This is a genomic window from Variovorax paradoxus NBRC 15149, from assembly GCF_001591365.1.
Classification (GTDB): domain Bacteria; phylum Pseudomonadota; class Gammaproteobacteria; order Burkholderiales; family Burkholderiaceae_C; genus Variovorax; species Variovorax paradoxus.
Genome location: NZ_BCUT01000002.1, coordinates 807,068 through 820,534, shown reverse-complemented (window position 1 = coordinate 820,534; position 13,467 = coordinate 807,068). Strand labels below are relative to the sequence as shown.

Sequence of the window (13,467 nt, the reverse complement as noted above, 5' to 3'; positions counted from 1 at the left end):
TGGTTTCTGGGCCAAGTAGCGAAATCGCTGTCCGTGTACGCGTTGTGTTCATGCACATGTCAATGTGGTGCTCGGACTCCGAATTTGTTCTTGACGGTACCTTCGAGCGAAGCGCGGTCTACAGCAAAGGCACCGGACTCGGCGAATCGGACCGCCGAATTGATATGGTGCTCCTCACCAAGGATTGGCCTATTGATCAACGGAGCGCCGGCAGAACGCGTGCAGCCCACGTTGCACCGCGGGTCGTGCCAAGACTCGCTGATACCACTCATGCAACTGCGGGACGTTCGGCCAATCCATTCGTTCCCGGAACGCCCAGATGATGGTAAACGCCGCGATGTCAGCGATCGAAAACTTGTCGCCCGCCATGTATTCAGACGCTGCGAGAAATCGCTCGGCTTGAGTGGCGCGATCGATGACATGGTCATAAAGGACATCGCCTCCAGGAATTTCTCGGCTCTTGAGAAAGAAGCCTGTCGCGCTGAAACCAATCACGTCCGTCAAAAAGTAGAAGAATCTCTCCAAGACCGCGAAATACGCAGTGCTCCCAGCTTCAGGCAGCAGGTCACCGTTGCTGCGCGCAGCCGCGTAGAACATGATGGCGTTGGATTGCGGAAGAATCAGACGCGCTTGGTCAGACATCTCGATAAGAACTGGCACCTGAGCCGCCGGATTTAAGGCAAGAAATTCTGGGGTTCTTTGCTCTCCTCCCCGTAGATCCACACGCCGGACTGAATAGGAGACACCGGCCTCCTCAAGGGCGATAGCCGCTCTGAGGGAGTTTCCCGTGTGCGCTCCCCAGAGTTCCACGTTGATGTTCATTCGTGCTCCTGATGCCTACGTGCTTAGCCGAGAACGCGCCTCGGAGAGAATCTGACTTGCAAGCTTCGGGTCGTCCACCATGCGAGCCATGGTCAGTGCGCCAATCATTGACGTAGCCACCCCGAGCGCGCGCGACCAAGCGTCGTTGTCGCCCCCGGCCAAGCCCTCCTTGGCTAGAGCGTCGACGACCCCCTTCAACCCTACGGTAGCGGCTTCGCGAACTTCTGGGCTTCCGCGGCTGAGTTCTGAGCCAAGCGCGGCAAACGGACACCCTTGAGACACATTGGAAAGATGTTCCGAGGAAAGGTAGTTCTTGATCGCCCTATTGAGGTTCAGGGGGCGACCTGCTTGCATAGCTGTTCGTTGTTCGACAACTGCTGGCACGTCGGCAATTGCGCGAGTGCACGCCTCGACTGCTACTTCGTCCTTCGACGAGAAGTGCTTATAGAAACCACCGTGTGTCAACCCGGCGGCAGCCATCAGGTCGGTCAGCCCCGTACCGTCGAAGCCGTTGCGACGGAACTCGTGAGATGCCGCTTCAATGATGCGAAGGCGAGTTTGGGCCGCGTCTTCTCGAGACTTTCTCATTTTCTACCCTTCCTTGTAGGCGAGGCACGAGGGGCTCAGGTCGTTGGATGTTAGTCAACATCCAAATGGATGTCAATCGACATCTAATAGATGTCTGGCATCAATGATGTGGGACCGGGTGGAGTGACGCCGTCAATGAGTCGTCTGCGAAGCAGCACACGCACTTGCTAGCCTGAGCCGCGAACTGCTACGCACAAGATGTTTTCAAGACAGGTGAAAAGGCTCGGAGCGGACAGCAATAGTTCCGCGGCGGCGCAAGGCCATCGACGAACTGAAGATGAAAGTACACGGTGCGGGATGCGCGCGGTTTGTCCGTCCGCGACTGCACAGAGGGCGGATCAGGTTGAGGTCGTTTGCTTGAATGAACCTGAAGCTCGCTGAGAGAAGCATTGCGCAGCAGGCACAATGCGCGCCATGCCAAATATCGCCTCGATCCTCAAAGCCGAGATCTCCCGCGTTGCCCGTAAGGAGGTGCGCGTCGAGATAGAAACTCTCAAGAAAGCGTCGGTCGCTCATCGGGCCTCAATAGCCGAACTGCGTCGTCAGGTCGGCGCGCTCGAAAGGGAGCTACGTCGTGTTACGAAGACTGCAACGCGCACCGCGCCGGCCGATGAAGCTGACACTGGCACCAAGCGCCGGTTCAGCGCCACGCGGTTGGCTGCACACCGTGCGAAGCTAGGGCTGTCCGCCGCGCACTATGGGCATCTTGTGGATGTTTCAGGGCAGACGATCTACCACTGGGAGCAGGGCAAGGCACGTCCGCGGGCAGCACAACTCGAAAGTCTTGCGGCAGTGCGAGACCTCAGTGCGCGTGAAGTTGCGGAGCGCCTCGGTGCGCGATAGCGCACAACAAGAGTGCGACGGCCGGATTCGAACTTGCGCGCCCATTGCGCCTCAGCAGATTCGCGTTTAGTGGCAGTAGGTCTGGGTCCATTCGCATTTATCGACGTCGCTTACATATTCGGCTGAACCGGCAGCATCGCAATATCCGCAAATCTTGACACCCTTAGGCCCGAAGGTCTGAGGCCCAAAAAAGCACGACCATCGACGACGCGACCGTGCGCCACAAGCACACGGGCAGCAGAGTAACGGACTATCTCTGCCCAGAACTCTTCGACCGCGAAGTCAAGGTTCTCACGTTCACGGCCTGTGACTTCGACAGAGCCGCTTTTGCCGACATGATTGCGGCACCGAAGCTTCATTGCTTTCGAAGATGAAACCGGCCCCTATGCCTCAACGGCAAGGTCTGTCGTTGCCGTGATCGCGGGCACGAAGTACTCCGCGCGCCTGGCTGTGCCGCAAGCTCGCGGAGCCGTTGGACCGGCCCACGGGGTGACCCGCCGTGCGCCACCGTCGTTCACTTGCGCCGCATTTCACCGAGGGCCGGGCTTCCGGCGGCTTCGGCAACGAGATCGACTCTTGGCAAAGTGAAATCTGCTCGCGCCCCGTTACCTAGACAGCAACGCATGCAGCTTCCATCCCACAGCGACGGCGGAAGCCAGGGCGGCGGCTGTCACCCAATATTGCCACTTGGGAAACCGCGTAGGGCGATTAGTTGCTAAGAACGGCGACGCACTTTCCGTTGAATCGCGAATTTCAGAAAAATGATTTCGAATCAACGACTTGCGGCGAGAGTTTTCCCGACGCACTTTATTCACACACAGCATCGCGCAGCGTGCCGCCGCCCACGGCCGTGACGGAGGCGATCACCACCACGCCCAGCCAGTCGAGGTCCGCACGGCCCGCCGCCAGCACGCCGCTGACGGCAAACACCGCGATGCCGGCGAGGTCGAGCAGGTACAGCAGCATGGCCGTTGCGTCAGCGCTGCTGCCGGGCCGCATGTTCGACGAGGCGCGCCATCGCCGCCGCGTTCTCGGTGCCTTCGGCGGCCAGCCCGTTCACGGTGCCAAGCCTGTCCTGCAGGTCCTCGTCCTGGCTCGCCTTGAGCTTGCCGACCAGCCGCTCGATCGGCATCTCGATGCCCACCACGGCGCGCAGCATCCCGTCGATGAAATCCGCCGGCGCGTCCGTCATTTGCCAGGGCCGCTGCTTCGAGGACTCATGGGCCGCCGTGAGGCGCGTCAGCAGGCCGCGCAGCCAGTGTTCGTCGTCGATGGCTCGCGCCACGCCGTGCGCATGGGCGACGGCGTAGTTCCAGGTCGGCACGACCTTTCCGTGCGCCTGCTTGCCCGGATACCAGCCGGGCGTGATGTAGGACTGCGGGCCCTGGAACATGACCACCGAATGTCCTGCGGCAGGCAGCAGCTTCCACACCGGGTTGGCGCGCGACACGTGGCCCATCAGTGTTCCGAACGGGCCGCGCGACCTGTCCAGCAGAAAGGGCACATGGTTGGCGACCAGGCCTTCGCTGCCGGGCACGACCCATGCGCCCAGCGGGTGGGCTTCGATCAGTGCCTGGGCTTCAGCGGGATCGGGCAGCGCGTGGTGTTTGGAGACGTACACGAAAACTCCGGAAGGGTGGTGCCGCGGCTATTTTGTCGTGCGGAGTTCGTATCGCGCGAACGAGACGGTGCCCTTCCGAATGACGCTGTGCAGCGCGAAGCCGAAGTGCTCATAGAGATTTCGCAGCCCAGGCCGATCCGCGACGCAGTCCAGGCGAAGGTAGGACCGGCCCAGAGCCCGTGCGTGGCCCCGGGCAAACGACAGCAGCTCGGTCGAAATCCCCTTCTTCGCCCAGGCTCGGCGAACGGCCAGCTTGTGAACGAAGGCCGAGGTGCCGGGTGCGATCTCGGGCCAGAAGATGGGATCCTCCAGCTCGAATTTCATCACGCCGGCCAACTGCCCGCCTTCCCGTGCGACATGGAAAAGCCCGGCGCTCGTGTCACGCAGAACGCGCTCGCGGCCGATCTCCGCACCGGACCACAGCGCCCGGCCGCCATCGGAGAGCCATTGCGCGGCTTCCTGCAGGACGGCGGCGATTTCCTCGGCATCCGAGGTGTGTGCTTGCTGGATGTTCATGATGGCAAATGCGTTTTCTGAACGGTGCCGCGATTCACGAACCATTTCGTACGAAATCCACGAACGCCCTCAGCGGCGCCGGCAGCAACCGGCGGCCCGGATAGTAGAGGAACGGGCCCGGGAAGCGCAGCCACCAGGGCTCCAGGATCGGCTCGAGCGCGCCGCTTTCGAAATGCGGCCGAAGCCAGTCCTCGAACAGGTAGACCACGCCGGCACCGGCGATGGCCGCATCGACCGTGAGATCGGCCGCCGCGCCGATCCGCACGATCAGCTGTCCCGTCACGTCGATGCGCAGGCTTTCGCCGTCGCGTTCGAACTCCCATGGAGGCATCGACCCGCTGGCAAAGCGCCCGCGCAGGCAGGCATGGCCGAGCAGCTCGCGCGGATGCTGCGGACGGCCGTGCCGATCGAGATACGCCGGGGCCGCCGCGACCGCGAAGCGCTGCAGCCGCGGGCCGATCGGCACCGCGACCATGTCCTGCTCGAGCCGCTCGTCGTAGCGGATGCCGGCATCGCAGCCGGCGGCCAGCACATCGACAAAACCGTCCTCGGCAATCACTTCGAGCGAGATGTCGGGATAGGCCGCAAGAAAGCCCGGCACGATCGACGGCAGCACGAGCCGCGCGGCGCTGATCGGCACGTTGAGCTTGAGCGTGCCGGTGGGCCGGTCGCGAAAGCCGTTCACCACGTCCAGCGCCGCACCGACTTCAGCCAGCGCGGGCCTCAGCCGCTCGAGCAGGCGTTCTCCGGCTTCGGTGGGCCGCACGCTGCGCGTCGTGCGGTGGAGCAGCCGCACGCCGAGCTCGGTCTCCAGCCGGCGCACCGCTTCGCTCAGGGCCGAAGCGCTTGTGCCGCTCAGGCGTGCGCCGTCGCGAAAGCCCTTGGCTCCCGCCACCGCCACGAAGGCGTTCAGATCCCCGAGGTCGACGTTCATTGTCTGGAATTCCGCACAGGCTGTGCCGATTATGGTGGGTTATCAAGCAGCGAGGCGCTGCCTAGACTGGGCTTCACGACCTCGTTCCCCCACTTCAGCGCTTCAGGAAAGACACCATGTCCAGCACGCAGACCCCCGGCACCTTCACCCTCGGCGACCGCGCCGTCCATCGGCTCGGCTACGGCGCGATGCAGCTCGCCGGTGCCGGCGTGTTCGGCCCGCCCAGGGACCGCGAGGCGGCCGTGGCCGTGCTGCGCGAGGCGGTCGCGAATGGCGTCGACCACATCGACACCAGCGACTTCTACGGCCCGCACATCACCAACCAGGTCATCCGCGAGGCCCTCGCGCCGTATCCGAAGGACCTTGTCATCGTCACCAAGATCGGCGCGCGCCGCGACGGCACCGGCGGCTGGCTGCCGGCGTTCTCGCCCGCGGAGCTCGCGCAGGCGGTGCACGACAACCTGCGCCACCTGGGCCTGGAGGTGCTGGAGGTGGTGAACCTGCGCCTCATGTTCGACGTGCACGGCCCGGCCGAGGGCTCGATCGAGGCGCCGCTCGCGGCGCTGGCCGACTTGCAGCGCCAGGGCCTCGTGCGCCATGTCGGCCTGAGCAACGTGACGGCGGCCCAGGTGGCCGAAGGCCGCCGCATCTGCCGCATCGCCTGCGTGCAGAACCACTACAACCTCGTGCACCGCAACGACGATGCGCTGATCGATGCGCTGGCGCGCGACGGCATTCCCTATGTTCCGTTCTTTCCCCTTGGCGGCTTCAGCCCGCTGCAGTCTTCGGGGCTCTCCGACGTGGCGCAGCGCCTGGGCGCCACGCCGATGCAGGTGGCGCTGGCATGGCTGCTGCGCCGCTCGCCCAACATCCTGCTGATCCCCGGCACCTCGTCGGTCGCGCACCTGCGCGAGAATCTGGCAGCGGCAAAGCTGGAACTGCCGGCCGATGCGATGGACGCGCTGGACCGCGTGGCGGGCGCTTCCGCTGCCGGATAGAAAAGCCCGGAGCTCGTGTCACGCAGAACGCGCTCGCGGCCGATCTCGGCACCGGACCCCAGCGCTCTGCCACAAGGCTATGTATTTCCGTCGGCGTGCCGGTAGATCCTTTCGACCACCTTCACCCGAGCACCCAGCGCCTCGAAGCGATGGACAAGCTCGTCCTTCAGGGCAACGCTGACGCTGTCGTCCAGCAGCGGCAGCGGCAGCCGATGCCTGAGCTTCAGCAGGCTTGCGCCCGCGAGGTGCCTGTAGTCCGGATGCGCCTTGAGCGCCGTCAGCACCCGCAGGGGCTCGTCGCCCAGGTCCGTCAGGTGCACCGTGTGGAAGACCGTGGGCGCACCGCCCCTCGGCAGCGAAGGCGGCACATACACCTGGATGCGCGCCATCAGCATCTGGAGATTCGGGAACAGCGGCTGCGGCGACCAGCGGCCGCTCCCGTGCCAGTCCCACAGCACCGGCACCTCGGGCTGGCTGATGTCGCCGATCAGCGGATCGCCATCGGCGTTCTGCAGGACCACCCAGTGCGGCTGCCACAGGCCCGCATCCACGGCGTCGCTCCACACCAGATGTTCGGGCGTGCTCGCCTTCCGGTCCAGGATGAAGCGGTAGCCTTCCATGTCGGCCAGCAGGCCGGGCGCGTCGACGGCGCCCGAGCCGGTGAGCACGCCGCCTCCATCCTCGCGCCAGCTCGGCGCCTCCAGCACGAGGGACTGGCTCCCCATGCGGCGGCACCATGCGAACCAGTCCTGGATCGGCGGGGGCAGGGGCGGCAGGGTGAACCGGGCTGCCAGCGAGGCCTGCACGGTGGTGCGGCTCGGCCAGTTGTCGCGCGTGAGGGCCATCGAATTTCAGGATGCCTGCACGGGTTGCACCGGCGGCACCGGAATGTCGAAATGCAGCACGTCTTCGCGCACGCCCAGCTTCGTGTACAGCGCGACGGCCGGCGCATCGGGCGGATCGGCCTGCACGAAGATCACATAGGCCCCGCGCTCGGCGCCGATGCGCTGGAGCTCGCGGATCAACGCGGTCGCGACGCCCCGGCGCCTGTGCTCGGCGGCAACGGCGAGGTCGTAGATGTAGATCTCGCTGCGCTCCTGCTCGAACTTTTTCAGCTCGTAGGCCGCGAGGCCGCCGATGACTTGCGATCCCTCGCGCGCCGCCAATGCAATGAAATAGTCGGTGCCCAGCAACTGCCGCAGGTACGCAGGCCGGGGGCGGCGGGCACCGTAGGTGGCCGGTTCGTCGAAGGCTTTGCCGAAAACAGCGAGAAGCTCCGTCATCAGCGGACCGTCGTCGGCCGAGAGCTGCTGAACCGTGTAGCTGGCGGGGGTCGAGGACATGGCGGCATCCTAGCAACAGCAATCTCAGGCGGCGCTCATGGTCTTGCCGGCACCCTCCCCATGGTGCAGGGGCAGCCAGAGCGTGAAGCGCGTTCCGCCGCTGCCCGATTCCCAGCGCACCGTGCCGCCGATGGCCAGGGCTCGCCGCTGCTGGTTGCGCAGCCCGCGGCCGCTTCGGCGCAGGGCCTCTTCCACGGCAAAGCCCGCGCCGTTGTCCTCGATCACCACGCAGACGCCCTGGCCGTCCGTCGCCGTGCTGAAGCGGATGACGGTGGCCCGCGTGTGGCGCAGCACGTTGGCCACGCACTCCTGCATGATGCGCAGGATGTGCAGTGCGCTGCCCGGGTCCAGCCAGGACAGCGCGGGCACCGACTGCACTTGCCAGTGCAGCGCGAGGCCGGCGCTCTCGATGCGCGGCGCCAGGCGAAAGCGCAGGGTGGCCAGCAACAGCAGCAGGTCGGCGTCCACGCTCTCCATCGAATCGATGGCCAGCTTCAGGTCGTCCATGCAGCCCTTGAGCACGCCCGAGATCTCGGTGCCGCTCATGGCGCCTTGCTCCACCGATCGGATGGCGCTGATCAGCGACGAGCCGAGGCCGTCGTGCATGTCCTGCATCAGGCGCCGGCGCTCGGCGCCGAGCATCTGCTCGTTCTCGATCACGCGCAGCCGCTGGTAGCTTTGCTCCAGCTCGGCCTCGCGCGCCTGCAGGCGCTGGGCGAGGCCCTTGTTCAGCCGGGCCACCTCGGCGAAGGCGCCCGTGTAGCGCTGGAACATGATGTACGAGAAGATGAAGAACAGGCTGATGATGGCGTAAGGCGAGGTGTACACGCTCTCCGGGCTTACCAGGTTGTTCTGCAGCAGCCCGTCATAGGAAGTGAAGGCCAGCGCCAGCACGGCCCAGCCCGCCACCAGCCGCCCCTCGGGAAACTTGGCGCGCAGCGCCTTGCGCAGGTTCACCGCGAAGATCAGCACCGTGACGGGCAGCACCGCCAGGTTGAGCAGCGGCGTGAAGAGGTAGAGGCTGGGGATCGCCCTGGACACATGGGGCAGCGTCGCAACGCTGCAGGCCAGCGCCAGCCCCACCGACAAGCGCGTGAGCCAGCGCGAGGGCTGCTGGTGCAGGCGCTGCAGGAACAGGTGGATGAGGATGATCAGCCAGAGCAGCGAAGCCACGGTGATCCATTCGAACCACTCGTCCGAGACCAGCAGGTAGTCGCCGCTCACGAAGTAGTGCAGCATGCGCAGGAAGGCCATTGCCGAAATGGCGAAGAACAGCAGGTAGAGCGATTCGCGCCGCTTGCCCAGCCACACCGCGAATGCGAAGGCCCCCACCGCCAGGAAGGCCGCGCTGCCCATGAACGGCAGCTGCACCTGCAGCAGCTGGCGCAGCAGATAGCGCCAGCTCAGCGAATTCTCGCCGCCCACCCACACGGTGGAGAACCCGCTCCCGCTGCTGGGCAGGCGATCGACGCGGATCAGCACCGACACCGGTGAAGGCGTGTTCGCCGCCGCGTTCAGCGGCAGCAGCAGCGGATGGTTGTAGCCGTTGTGCACCGCGCTGCCCTGCGACTGGTAGAGCAGCACGCCATCGCCGTACACCGCGATGCGGCCCAGGGTCTTCCAGCGCGGAAGGTACAGGAGCAGCGGCTGCTGCGCCGGTGGCGCGAGCCCGGCCAGATCGATGCGGTACCAGTCGGTGACGGTGCGCACACCGCCGGCCGGCGTGGGCACCAGCTCGCGCGCGGCCGTGCGCGGCAGGTCGATCGCCTGCCATCCCTCGCGCGGCAGGCCGGCGTCCTCAATGCGCCGCGGCGGGGCCGAATAGCCCGTGCCGGGAACGGACAGCAGTTCGGCCCGTGTGATCTGGACCGCGCCGCCCTGCCGCGGCGTCGCATCCATGGCCGGCGCGCCGGCGGTGCTCGCACAGGGCAGCAGGGCCAAGGGCAGGGCGAGCCACAGCGTTGCGGTCCACCGGCCAAGGGCAACGCAGGATGGTTTCATCAGGACACAATTATGTGCCTGACAAAGTTTTCCGTTAAATGGAAAAACTAGGCAAATTCGCTGCTCGCTCGGGCGATGTCGAGGCTGGATGTCTGCCCGCGCATCGGCGCCTCTTCAGGGTTAATACCAGATTACCTTGAGAAGGGTCAGAAAGATAATTTCCATTCATTGGAACTAACAGCAGAACTTTCATGGCCGAGCGTCCTTCATTGACAGGTGTCTTCCCTGTTCTTCCCACCCCCTTCGATGCCCAGGGGCGGCCCGACGCGGCTTCGCTGCGCAGGCTGGTCGAATATCTGCTCCGGTGCGGCGTCGATGGCATGACCTACCCGGGCGTCGCGAGCGAGGTGGGCCAGCTCGCGCCCGACGAACGGCAATCGCTCCTCGATGTCGTGCTGGCCGAAGTGGCGGGCCGCGTTCCGGTGATCGCTGGCGTTTCGAGCGGCGAGACCGCGACGACCGTTCGCCTCGCGGCCGAGGCAAGCGCGCGCGGCGCGGCCGCGTTGATGGTGGCGGTGCCGCCGGACCGCAAAGGCGCGGCCGGGCAGATCGCCTATTTCAGCGAGGTCGCGCGGGCGGCCGAGGGGACTGCGCTGATGCTGCAGAACGTGCCGCCGCCGGTGGGCGCGGGGCTGGACCCCGAGGTGGTGCTCGAAGTCCTGGCGGCGGTTCCGTCGATCCGTTATGTCAAGGAGGAAACGCTGCCGAGCGGGCAGCGCCTTTCGGTGCTGCGCGAAAAGGCGCCGGCCAGCCTGCTGGGTGTCTTCGGCGGCGCGGGCGGGCGCTACATCACCGACGAACTGCGCCGCGGCGCGGCCGGCACCATGCCCGCGATCGAGCTGGCGGAGGTGCACACCGCGCTCTTCAAGGCGCATCGCGCGGGCGACGCCGACCGGGTCCGCGCGCTCTTCACGCGCATGCTGCCGGTGCTGAACGTGCAGGCGGTGTTTCGCTGGTCGCTGACGAAGTACGTGCTCAAGAAGCGCGGCCTCATCGCCGACACGCGCCAGCGCATGTCGGGCCCGCTGCTCGACGCGCAGGACATGGCGGACGTCGACGCCTTCCTGGCGGACATCGCGGACCTGCTGCTGCCGCAGGACCGGCTGCCATGACCGGCTTCGCGAAGATCGCGCAGGTCGAGAGCTTCATCGTCTCGCTGCCGCGCGACACGCCCTACCTCGGGCCGCTGGGCCCCGGCGAGAAGATCAACGAGCGCGGCTACCTCGTGCGCAGCGGCAATCGCGCGATCTATCCGTCGACCGACATGTCGGTGCTGATCAGGATCACCGCCGACGACGGCACCGTCGGCTGGGGCGAGACCTACGGCATCGTCGCGCCCGATGCGGTCACGAGCATCATCGACGACGTGATCGGGCCGGTGATCGTGGGCCGCGATCCGCGCGACGCGGTGGTGATCCAGGAAGACCTGTACGACCTGATGCGCGTGCGCGGCTTCTTCGGCGGCTTCTACGTCGACGCCATCGCGGGTGTCGACATCGCGGTGTGGGACCTCTTCGGAAAGCTGGTGGGCCAGCCCGTGGTCAAGCTGCTCGGCGGCCAGCGGCTCGAGACCGTGCCGGCCTACGTGTCCGGCCTTCCGGGCGCGAGCCTCGCGGACCGGCTCGAGCTTGCGCGCGGCTTCGTCGCCAAGGGCTTCGATGCCTTCAAGTACCACGCGGCCGTGTCCTTCGACGGCATCGTGGCCGAGATGCGGTCGCTGCGCGAGGGCCTGGGCGACGGCGTCAGGCTGATGGTCGACCTGCACTGGAAGTTCACCGCGCAGGAAGCGGTGCAGCTCATCGACCAGCTCGCGCCCTACAGGCCCTACTTCGTCGAGGCCCCCTGCCAGCCCGAGGACATCGAGGGCCAGGCCCATGTGGGCGCGAGCGTGCGCGTGCCGCTCGCGCTGGGGGAGGAATGGCGCACGGTCTTCGAGTACCGCCCCCGGCTGGAGCGGCGCGCGATGTCGATCGTGCAGCCCGAGATGGGACACACCGGCATCAGCCAGTTCATGCAGATCGGCCGCATGGCCCATGCGTTCCACATGAAGGTGATCCCGCACGCCAGCATCGGCCTGGGCATCTACCAGGCCGCGAGCCTGCACGTCACGGCGGCGCTGCCCAATGCGCCGATGCACGAATACCAGCACTCGGTCTTCGACCGCAACCTGAAGTACGTGCGCACCGCAATGCGCTGCGACGCCGGGGTCTTCCATCTGCCCGAGGGCCCGGGCCTGGGCATCGAGCCCGCCCCGGAAGTCTGGCAGTTCCTCAGAAAGAAAGGTGCTTCGCAATGAAGGCGTCATTGATCGCCATCGACTGGGGCACTTCGAACCTGCGCGCGAGCCTGCTCGATGCGCATGGCGGCCTGCTCGAAGCCCGCAGCGCACCCGGCGGCGTGATGGCCGTGCCCGACCGGCGTTTCGCCGAGGCACTGCTGGCGCTGTGCGGCGACTGGATCGACACGCATGCGGTGCCGCTGATTGCGAGCGGCATGATCGGCAGCCGCCAGGGCTGGCGAGAGGCGCCCTATGTCGCCTGTCCGGCCGGGCTGCCGGCCGCCGCGTCGCAGCTGGTGCGGGTGCAGGTCAGGCCCGGTGCGGTGCTGCACATCGTGCCCGGCATCCGTTGCATCGGCATCGACGGTGTGCACGACGTGATGCGCGGCGAGGAAACCCAGCTCTGGGGCGCAGGCCTTGCGGCCGGCGACTGCTGCGTGCTGCCCGGCACGCACAGCAAATGGGCTTGGATGGGCGAGGAGGGCAAGGTCGAGCGCTTCGAGACCTTCATGACCGGCGAGTTCTACGGCCTGCTGACGAAGCACGGCATTCTCGGCCGGCTCATGGCGTTCGGCACGGCGCGGCCCGAGACCTTCGATGCCGGCGTCAGGCTGGGCCTGGCACAGCATGGCAACGCGTTGCACGTGGTGTTTGCGGCGCGCACCGCCGGGCTCATGGGCGACATCGATCCGCAGGGCCTGCCCGACTATCTCTCGGGCATCCTGATCGGCCTGGAGATCGCGAGCGCGACCGCGCGGCATCCGCAGCGCAGCGTCACCTTGCTGGGTGACGACGACCTGTGCGGCCGCTACGAAACCGCGCTCGGCATCGCCGGGGTGGACACGCGCCGCGCGAGCGACGGGGCGACCACGCGAGGGCAATGGCGCGTCGCCCTCCAGGCCGGTCTCGCAAAGGAAATGGCATGAACGGGATCATTGCCATCCTGCGCGGGATCGCGCCCGGCGAGGTGCTCCAGGTGGGGCATGCGCTGGAAGCCTGTGGCGTCCGCTGCATCGAAGTGCCGCTGAATTCGCCGCAGGCGGTCGCCAGCATCGAGGCTCTCGCACGCGAGTTCGGTGACCATGTGCAGATCGGAGCGGGCACCGTCATGACCGCCGCGCAGGTCGACCGGGTCGTCGACGCCGGCGCGCAGCTGGTGCTGTCGCCCCACTTCGACGCCGGTGTCGTGCGCTGCACCAAGGCACGGGGGGTGTATTCGATGCCCGGCGTGGCCACCCCCACCGAAGGCTTCGCGGCCCTGCGGGCGGGAGCCGACGCCCTCAAGCTCTTTCCCTCCGAGCTGCTGGGTACCGCGGCACTGAAGGCATGGGCCGCCGTGTTCCCTGCGGGGACGCCGATGTTCAGTGTCGGCGGCGTCAACGCCGACAACATCGGCTCTTTCAAGGCGGCCGGTGCATCAGGGGTCGGCATCGGGTCCGGTCTCTACACGCCGGGCATTTCGATCGACGAACTGACCCGCCGCGCCAGGGCGCTGATCGCGCGCTGGTCGGCAGCCTGAAGAA

General features: G+C 66.4%; 15 protein-coding genes. 6 read left to right on the top strand and 9 right to left on the bottom strand.

The window, feature by feature from the left end; genetic code table 11:
* Nucleotides 1-189 precede the first annotated feature (189 nt).
* A complete protein-coding gene (locus VPA02S_RS18715; RefSeq protein WP_062365151.1) occupies nucleotides 190-822 on the bottom strand; it encodes a glutathione S-transferase family protein in 633 nt (210 codons plus the stop codon).
* A 15-nt stretch (nucleotides 823-837) separates the two neighbouring features.
* A complete protein-coding gene (locus VPA02S_RS31450; RefSeq protein WP_081247587.1) occupies nucleotides 838-1,410 on the bottom strand; it encodes a TetR/AcrR family transcriptional regulator in 573 nt (190 codons plus the stop codon).
* 414 nt (nucleotides 1,411-1,824) lie between these two features.
* On the opposite strand from VPA02S_RS31450, the gene VPA02S_RS31445 reads away from it, so the two are divergent.
* On the top strand, nucleotides 1,825-2,253 hold the full coding sequence (locus VPA02S_RS31445; protein WP_174545082.1) for a helix-turn-helix domain-containing protein: 429 nt from the start codon (nucleotides 1,825-1,827) through the stop codon (nucleotides 2,251-2,253).
* Between the two features lie 807 nt (nucleotides 2,254-3,060).
* On the opposite strand, the gene VPA02S_RS18705 is transcribed toward VPA02S_RS31445, so the two are convergent.
* From VPA02S_RS18705 to VPA02S_RS18690, 4 genes are read right to left on the bottom strand one after another with little or no spacing between them, the layout of a single operon-like run.
* Nucleotides 3,061-3,219 carry a TRIC cation channel family protein gene (locus VPA02S_RS18705; RefSeq protein WP_081247604.1) on the bottom strand — a complete coding sequence of 53 codons (159 nt, stop codon included), beginning with the start codon at nucleotides 3,217-3,219 and terminating at the stop codon, nucleotides 3,061-3,063.
* 10 nt (nucleotides 3,220-3,229) lie between these two features.
* Nucleotides 3,230-3,874: an FMN-binding negative transcriptional regulator gene (locus tag VPA02S_RS18700; RefSeq protein ID WP_062365148.1), complete on the bottom strand. Its 645-nt coding sequence runs from the start codon at nucleotides 3,872-3,874 to the stop codon at nucleotides 3,230-3,232.
* 27 nt (nucleotides 3,875-3,901) lie between these two features.
* Nucleotides 3,902-4,390 (bottom strand): GNAT family N-acetyltransferase, encoded by a 489-nt coding sequence (locus tag VPA02S_RS18695; RefSeq protein WP_062365147.1) that lies wholly within the window; start codon nucleotides 4,388-4,390, stop codon nucleotides 3,902-3,904.
* Nucleotides 4,391-4,424: 34 nt separating this feature from the next.
* Complete coding sequence (locus tag VPA02S_RS18690; protein ID WP_062365146.1) at nucleotides 4,425-5,324, bottom strand: LysR family transcriptional regulator; 900 nt, start codon at nucleotides 5,322-5,324, stop codon at nucleotides 4,425-4,427.
* 116 nt (nucleotides 5,325-5,440) lie between these two features.
* On the opposite strand from VPA02S_RS18690, the gene VPA02S_RS18685 reads away from it, so the two are divergent.
* On the top strand, nucleotides 5,441-6,322 hold the full coding sequence (locus tag VPA02S_RS18685; protein WP_062365145.1) for an aldo/keto reductase family oxidoreductase: 882 nt from the start codon (nucleotides 5,441-5,443) through the stop codon (nucleotides 6,320-6,322).
* A 77-nt stretch (nucleotides 6,323-6,399) separates the two neighbouring features.
* Here the strand turns inward: VPA02S_RS18685 and VPA02S_RS18680 are convergent, their stop codons facing one another.
* Genes VPA02S_RS18680 through VPA02S_RS18670 form a run of 3 tightly spaced genes read right to left on the bottom strand, consistent with a single transcriptional unit; the run spans nucleotide 6,400 to nucleotide 9,666 of the window.
* Nucleotides 6,400-7,167 (bottom strand): hypothetical protein, encoded by a 768-nt coding sequence (locus VPA02S_RS18680; RefSeq protein ID WP_062365144.1) that lies wholly within the window; start codon nucleotides 7,165-7,167, stop codon nucleotides 6,400-6,402.
* A 6-nt stretch (nucleotides 7,168-7,173) separates the two neighbouring features.
* The gene (locus VPA02S_RS18675) at nucleotides 7,174-7,665 is read right to left on the bottom strand and encodes an AAC(3)-I family aminoglycoside N-acetyltransferase (RefSeq protein ID WP_062365143.1); all 492 of its coding nucleotides are present in this window, start codon (nucleotides 7,663-7,665) and stop codon (nucleotides 7,174-7,176) included.
* 24 nt (nucleotides 7,666-7,689) lie between these two features.
* Entirely contained in the window at nucleotides 7,690-9,666 is a 1,977-nt protein-coding gene (locus VPA02S_RS18670) for a sensor histidine kinase (RefSeq protein WP_062365142.1), read from the bottom strand.
* Between the two features lie 191 nt (nucleotides 9,667-9,857).
* Here VPA02S_RS18670 and VPA02S_RS18665 point away from each other — a divergent pair, with 191 nt between their 5' ends.
* From VPA02S_RS18665 to VPA02S_RS18650, 4 genes are read left to right on the top strand one after another with little or no spacing between them, the layout of a single operon-like run.
* Nucleotides 9,858-10,778: a dihydrodipicolinate synthase family protein gene (locus VPA02S_RS18665; protein ID WP_062365141.1), complete on the top strand. Its 921-nt coding sequence runs from the start codon at nucleotides 9,858-9,860 to the stop codon at nucleotides 10,776-10,778.
* Nucleotides 10,775-11,962, top strand: coding sequence for a mandelate racemase/muconate lactonizing enzyme family protein (locus VPA02S_RS18660; RefSeq protein ID WP_062365140.1), 1,188 nt, complete (start codon nucleotides 10,775-10,777; stop codon nucleotides 11,960-11,962). The genes VPA02S_RS18665 and VPA02S_RS18660 overlap by 4 nt, the downstream gene beginning before the upstream one ends.
* On the top strand, nucleotides 11,959-12,870 hold the full coding sequence (locus tag VPA02S_RS18655; RefSeq protein WP_062365139.1) for a 2-dehydro-3-deoxygalactonokinase: 912 nt from the start codon (nucleotides 11,959-11,961) through the stop codon (nucleotides 12,868-12,870). The genes VPA02S_RS18660 and VPA02S_RS18655 overlap by 4 nt, the downstream gene beginning before the upstream one ends.
* Nucleotides 12,867-13,463, top strand: coding sequence for a 2-dehydro-3-deoxy-6-phosphogalactonate aldolase (locus tag VPA02S_RS18650; RefSeq protein WP_062365138.1), 597 nt, complete (start codon nucleotides 12,867-12,869; stop codon nucleotides 13,461-13,463). Before VPA02S_RS18655 ends, VPA02S_RS18650 begins: the two co-directional genes overlap by 4 nt.
* Nucleotides 13,464-13,467: the final 4 nt, after the last annotated feature.

What these genes read in the sequence shown, in the direction of transcription:
- VPA02S_RS18715 (WP_062365151.1), bottom strand. Translation starts at nt 822, where the DNA reads ATGAACATCAACGTGGAACTCTGGGGAGCGCACACGGGAAACTCCCTC.
- VPA02S_RS31450 (WP_081247587.1), bottom strand. Translation starts at nt 1,410, where the DNA reads ATGAGAAAGTCTCGAGAAGACGCGGCCCAAACTCGCCTTCGCATCATT.
- VPA02S_RS31445 (WP_174545082.1), top strand. Translation starts at nt 1,825, where the DNA reads ATGCCAAATATCGCCTCGATCCTCAAAGCCGAGATCTCCCGCGTTGCC.
- VPA02S_RS18705 (WP_081247604.1), bottom strand. Translation starts at nt 3,219, where the DNA reads ATGCTGCTGTACCTGCTCGACCTCGCCGGCATCGCGGTGTTTGCCGTC.
- VPA02S_RS18695 (WP_062365147.1), bottom strand. Translation starts at nt 4,390, where the DNA reads ATGAACATCCAGCAAGCACACACCTCGGATGCCGAGGAAATCGCCGCC.
- VPA02S_RS18690 (WP_062365146.1), bottom strand. Translation starts at nt 5,324, where the DNA reads ATGAACGTCGACCTCGGGGATCTGAACGCCTTCGTGGCGGTGGCGGGA.
- VPA02S_RS18685 (WP_062365145.1), top strand. Translation starts at nt 5,441, where the DNA reads ATGTCCAGCACGCAGACCCCCGGCACCTTCACCCTCGGCGACCGCGCC.
- VPA02S_RS18680 (WP_062365144.1), bottom strand. Translation starts at nt 7,167, where the DNA reads ATGGCCCTCACGCGCGACAACTGGCCGAGCCGCACCACCGTGCAGGCC.
- VPA02S_RS18675 (WP_062365143.1), bottom strand. Translation starts at nt 7,665, where the DNA reads ATGTCCTCGACCCCCGCCAGCTACACGGTTCAGCAGCTCTCGGCCGAC.
- VPA02S_RS18670 (WP_062365142.1), bottom strand. Translation starts at nt 9,666, where the DNA reads ATGAAACCATCCTGCGTTGCCCTTGGCCGGTGGACCGCAACGCTGTGG.
- VPA02S_RS18665 (WP_062365141.1), top strand. Translation starts at nt 9,858, where the DNA reads ATGGCCGAGCGTCCTTCATTGACAGGTGTCTTCCCTGTTCTTCCCACC.
- VPA02S_RS18660 (WP_062365140.1), top strand. Translation starts at nt 10,775, where the DNA reads ATGACCGGCTTCGCGAAGATCGCGCAGGTCGAGAGCTTCATCGTCTCG.
- VPA02S_RS18655 (WP_062365139.1), top strand. Translation starts at nt 11,959, where the DNA reads ATGAAGGCGTCATTGATCGCCATCGACTGGGGCACTTCGAACCTGCGC.
- VPA02S_RS18650 (WP_062365138.1), top strand. Translation starts at nt 12,867, where the DNA reads ATGAACGGGATCATTGCCATCCTGCGCGGGATCGCGCCCGGCGAGGTG.